General features: G+C 39.5%; 3 protein-coding genes and 2 pseudogenes. 3 read left to right on the forward strand and 2 right to left on the reverse strand.

The annotated features are described in order from the left end of the window. From BM213_RS15355 to BM213_RS14060, 3 genes and pseudogenes are all read left to right on the forward strand, one after another. Positions 1-156: pseudogene (locus tag BM213_RS15355) on the forward strand (IS110 family transposase); the annotation flags it as partial. 68 nt (positions 157-224) lie between these two features. Then, positions 225-1,142 (forward strand): DNA methyltransferase, encoded by a 918-nt coding sequence (locus tag BM213_RS14055; RefSeq protein WP_244149316.1) that lies wholly within the window; start codon positions 225-227, stop codon positions 1,140-1,142. A 3-nt stretch (positions 1,143-1,145) separates the two neighbouring features. Then, entirely contained in the window at positions 1,146-4,106 is a 2,961-nt protein-coding gene (locus BM213_RS14060; protein ID WP_091705173.1) for a type III restriction-modification system endonuclease, read from the forward strand. A gap of 114 nt (positions 4,107-4,220) precedes the next feature. On the opposite strand, the gene BM213_RS14065 is transcribed toward BM213_RS14060, so the two are convergent. Together BM213_RS14065 and BM213_RS14070 are read right to left on the reverse strand one after the other, a co-directional pair. Next, the gene (locus BM213_RS14065; RefSeq protein ID WP_091705178.1) at positions 4,221-5,084 is read right to left on the reverse strand and encodes an SDR family oxidoreductase; all 864 of its coding nucleotides are present in this window, start codon (positions 5,082-5,084) and stop codon (positions 4,221-4,223) included. Between the two features lie 148 nt (positions 5,085-5,232). After that, positions 5,233-5,480, reverse strand: a pseudogene (locus BM213_RS14070) (IS110 family transposase); the annotation flags it as partial.

Below are 5,480 nucleotides of genomic sequence, written 5' to 3' on the forward strand. Positions count from 1 at the left end.
GAAATCATCTATTACCTGTTAACTCGGAAGGAACCGTATAAAGAATTAGGGGCAGACTATTGGGATCGTCAACGGGAAGCAAAGATCGTGCGTCAAACGGTGAAGAAATTAGAGGGGTTAGGGTACGAAGTGAAGTTAGAAAAAATGGGTGCATAAGGGAATTAAACCATATATAAACTTTAATACCTTCCTTTGGAAATTATATTCCAAAGGCTAGGTGGGGGTTGTTTTTTGCCAAATTTTGTTTTCAGGATAGATTTTATAAAGATCTAGAAGAGGGAGAAATTCGATTTGTTAAAACTGAAAACGGCTGGTCAGTTCAGTTTAAACAAAGGTTACCAAAAGGCAAAAAACCTAGAAGCATTTTAGACGATAAAGGAAATACTAGTACTGGAGCAGAGGAAGTTTTCAGTCTTTTTAATCGACATGTGTTCTCTAATCCTAAGCCAGTTGAATTAATTAAATATTTTATTGAATTTTTAACTGATGATAACGATATCGTTTTAGACTTCTTTAGTGGTTCAGCAACTACTGCTCATTCAGTAATGCTGTTGAATGCAAAATCAACAAGTAGAAAAAATAAATTTATATTGGTTCAGCTACCGGAATTACTTCAAGAAAATGAAGAAGCGTACAAACTTGGTTATAAAAATATTTGCGAAATCGGAAAAGAACGCATCCGTCGTGCAGGCGATAAGATTGTCGAGGAAACAGGGAAAACAGATTTAGATATTGGCTTTAAAGTATTTAAACTTGATTCTTCTAACGTCAAGCCTTGGGACCCAGACTTCGCAAATCTTGAACAAACCCTTTTCGACCTGCAGGATAACATAAAACAAGACCGTACAAAAGAAGACTTATTGTATGAAATTTTACTAAAAATTGGTTTACCGCTCACAACGCCAATCGAAGAGATTGACTATAACGGGAAAACGATTTACAACGTCGGATTTGGTTCCGTTTTATTATGTCTAGAAGATGAGATTGATTTAGACATTGTTAATGAGATGATGAAACGTCAGTCAGAGCATATGCCGCCGAAAGTGATTTTCAAAGAGACTGGTTTCATCAATGATTCCGTGAAAACGAATGCGATTCAAACATTGAAAAAGAACGGAATCACGGATGTTAGGAGTGTATAAGCCATGAAGTTAAAGTTTATTTCTGACTTAGATTATCAAAAGCAGGCGATTGATTCCGTTGTGCAAATATTTAAAGGCCAACAAATGAAACAGTCCAACTTTACTGTATATTATGGTACGCAAGAAGAAGCCGGCATGATTCAAACGGCATTAGGCATAGGGAACCGTTTGGACCTTACTTCTCAAGAAATTTTAAAAAATGTCCAAGCCATCCAAATGAAGAACGGTTTGCCGCGCAGCGAAACGCTCGATGGGATGAATTTTACCGTTGAAATGGAAACGGGAACCGGAAAAACGTATGTGTATTTACGGACGATTTACGAATTAAATAAACATTACGGTTTTACAAAGTTTGTCATTGTCGTGCCATCTGTGGCGATTCGCGAAGGTGTGTATAAGTCATTGCAAATTACGAAAGAGCATTTTGACGAGTTGTACAACCGTACGCCGTTAGAGTACTTCATTTATGATTCGCAAAAGCTCGATAAAGTGCGTAACTTTGCGACGGCAACAACGATTCAAGTGATGATTATTAATATCGATGCCTTCCGTAAAAGTTTTGAAGACCCGGAAAAAGAAGATAAAGCAAACGTTATTCATCGGACGAACGACCGACTAAACGGTTATCGTCCGATAGAGTTCATTCAACAAACGAATCCGATTGTCATCATCGATGAGCCGCAAAGTGTCGATACGACACCGAAGTCAAAAGAGGCGATCGCATCGCTAAATCCGTTATGTACTTTGCGTTATTCGGCTACCCATGTCGATAAATACAACATGGTGTACCGTCTTGATGCAGTGGATGCCTATAATCAAAAACTCGTAAAGAAAATTGAAGTAATGTCCGTCCGTTCTGAAGAATCATTTAACGTCCCTTATATAAAATTAGTAGAAGTAAAAGAAGGAAAAGCAAAAATTGAACTTGATGTTGAAACGCGCGGCAAAGTGAAACGAACAACAAAAACAGTAAAATATGGGGACGATTTATACGATATTTCTGGAGAACGGGAATTGTACCGCGGCTATATTGTTGAACAAATTGATTGGACAGAAGGAAATGAGTCCATTGAAGTAAACGGTCATTATTTGCGAGTAGGTGACGTCATTGGCGATATTGACGACGATACGATTAAACGATATCAAATCCGCAAAACGATTGAGGAGCATCTAGATAAAGAACTGCGTCTAAGACCGCGCGGCATTAAAGTGTTAAGTCTTTTCTTTATTGATAAGGTGGCCAACTATCGTGATTATGATAAAGATGGTAATCCAATTAAAGGAAAATACGCCATCATGTTTGAAGAAGAATACAAGAAATTAATTCAGAAGCCAAAATATCGTACATTATTTAATGACATCGATGTTGATATGGATGTAGAGAAAGTTCATAACGGATATTTTGCGCAAGATAAAAAAGGAAGGTTAAAAGATACAAAGGGAAATACAGAAGCGGATACAGATGTGTACAATTTGATTATGAAAGACAAAGAGCGCTTATTAAGCTTAGACGAGCCGCTTCGCTTTATTTTCTCACACTCGGCACTTCGCGAAGGATGGGATAACCCGAATGTGTTTCAAATCTGTACATTAAAAGATTCAGCAGGGACATATGTATCAAGGCGGCAGGAGATTGGCCGCGGTCTACGTTTAGCAGTGAACCAAAACGGGGAACGTGTCCAAGACTATAACGTCAACACGTTAACGGTTATGGCCAATGAATCATATGAAGAATTTGTTGCCTCATTGCAAAAGGAAATGGAAGAGGAAACAGGCGTAACATTTGGTAAATTTGAAAAGCATGTGTTTGCAAAGTTAGTCTATATCGATCCAGATACAGAAGAACCTGTGCAAATGGGGTATGAGTTGTCGGCAAAATTATATGAAGAACTGAAACAACATGATTATATTGACGAAAATGGAAAGGCAAAGCCATCATTAAAAGAAGCGTTAGACAAGCATGAATTAAACTTCAGTGATGAGTTTCAACCTTGGAAACAAGCGATTATAAAAGAAATAAGACACTATTTACAACGCTTGCCGATAAAAAATGCAAACGATCGAAAAAAAGTTCAATTGAATAAAGCGATTTTAGATAGTGAAGAGTTTATTCAGTTGTGGGAGAGAATAAAATATAAAACTGTCTATTCTGTTGAATTCGATAGCGAACAATTAATTAAGAAAAGCATTGCAAGCATTCAAAAAATGCCGCCGATTCATAAAATTCGTATTTTAAGCCGAAAAGATCAAGTGACGATGGACAAAGTGGAAGGAATTCATGCGCAAACGGTGAGTGAGCGTGTCGAAGATTATGTTACCGCTCATCATACATTGCCGGATATTATAACAGAGCTGCAAAATCGTACAAATTTAACGCGGAAGACGATTGTGGAAATTTTAACCGGATGCAAGCGCCTTGACGATTTTAAAAACAACCCGCAAAAGTTTATTGAAGAAGTGACGAAAATCATCCAGCGGGAAATGAGATTATTGCTCAATGACGGTGTCAAATATTACAAAATCGGCGACGATGCGTATTATGCCGTCGAATTGTTCCAAAACGAAGAGCTGCTGGCCTACTTAAACGACAATGCCATTCGCAGCGAGAAGTCACCGTTTGACCATGTCGTTTACGATTCGGATATTGAAGCAAGCTTCGCCCAGCGCTTTGAAAACGACGAAAACGTCAAAGTATACGTCAAGCTGCCAAGCTGGTTCAAAGTCGACACCCCAATCGGTTCGTACAACCCAGACTGGGCGCTTGTCATTGACAAAGATGGAGAAGAAAAACTATATTTTGTTCTTGAAACAAAAGGCACGGAAATTGAAGAATTTTTACGTCCCGAAGAAAGAGCAAAAATCGACTTTGCCCGCAAACACTTCGAAGCGATCGGCACCAACATCGAATTCATCGGACCGGAGAAAGATGTGAATCAGTTTATGCTGCGGGCGATAAGCCGTTAATAATTCATCTAAGACAGAAGCTGTAGGGCTTCTGTTTTTTTTGATTTTGTGACAGGGTTCGACAGAATATTTCAGCGAACAGTGCCTGGCACTGTTCGCTTATATAAGCAATCCTTAAATTTGCAAAGCTTGCTTTACGGTTTCCTTCAGAGGGGTCAAGGATCCGATCAGTTTTTGCAGATCATCTGATGTTTTGGACGCTTCTCCTTTGGAAATCGCGTCATAGATCGCTGCCGTAATTTCAGCAAACGGCTCAGGGACACCAGCGTTTACGAGGAAATTTTTCTCTTCTTCGAATGAGACAGGCTGATGCACGACTTTTTTGCCGGAAACCTCGGAGAGAATTTGGGCAAGTTCATCAAAGGTCCACGGTTGATTGGAAACAAGGTTATACGTTTTGTTTTCATGCCCTTCCTCTGTAAGAACCGTTGCGGCAGCCAAAGCAAGTTCATTGCGTGTTACTGAATTAACGATCCCGCTTCCCACATTCGTAACAATTGCTCCAGACTCTATGGATGCGCGCAGCCCCTCATTTACAAAAAAGTCCGTATATAAGGCATTACGCAGGAAAGTATACGGGATATTGGTCGTACGGATGGCATATTCCGTTGCTAAATGTACGTGTGCAAGGGGAATTATTGATTCCTCAGCAAAGGCATATCCTGTGTAAGCAATATGTTTGACTCCCGCATCTCTGGCAGCTTTTACGACATTTGCATGTTGAACGATAAGAAGCGTATTATCATAATGCGGACCTGAGATAAAGAGCAGCTTGGAAGCGCCAGCAAAAGCCTTTTCAAGAGATTTCGGATCATCATAATCACCGTGACGAACTTCCACTCCTTGATCGGCAAGAACGGAGGCTTTTTCCACATTACGGGCAATGGCAATGATTTGACTTGCAGGCACTTTTTTGAGTAAATGTTGAATAACTAAACCTCCGAGTTGACCAGTAGCGCCAGTAACGACGATTGACATTGAAAATATCCTTCCTTTCTTTTCATAAATTTTTGAGAGCAAATGTAACTATCCTGAAAACAAAATTTGGCAAAAAACAACCCCCACCTAGCCTTTGGAATATAATTTCCAAAGGAAGGTATTAAAGTTTATATATGGTTTAATTCCTTTATGCACCCACTTTTTCTAACTTCACTTCGTACCCTAACCCCTCTAATTTCTTCACCGTCTGACGCACGATCTTTGCTTCCCGTTGACGATCCCAATAGTCTGCCCCTAATTCTTTATACGGTTCCTTCCGAGTTAACAGGTAATAGATGATTTCTAATATCGTTCGTCCAACTGCCATACTCGCTCGATTCGCCCCTCTTCTTGCGGCTATGCGGTGATATTTCGCGGATAAATACGTATCCTTCT

Origin of the sequence: Anoxybacillus pushchinoensis (assembly GCF_900111795.1) — a bacterium.
In the GTDB taxonomy this organism is placed as follows: Bacteria; Bacillota; Bacilli; order Bacillales; family Anoxybacillaceae; genus Anoxybacillus; species Anoxybacillus pushchinoensis.

Bases quoted from the DNA above. Each gene is read 5' to 3' on its own strand.
- BM213_RS14060 (WP_091705173.1), top strand. From the start codon at position 1,146: ATGAAGTTAAAGTTTATTTCTGACTTAGATTATCAAAAGCAGGCGATT.
- BM213_RS14065 (WP_091705178.1), bottom strand. From the start codon at position 5,084: ATGTCAATCGTCGTTACTGGCGCTACTGGTCAACTCGGAGGTTTAGTT.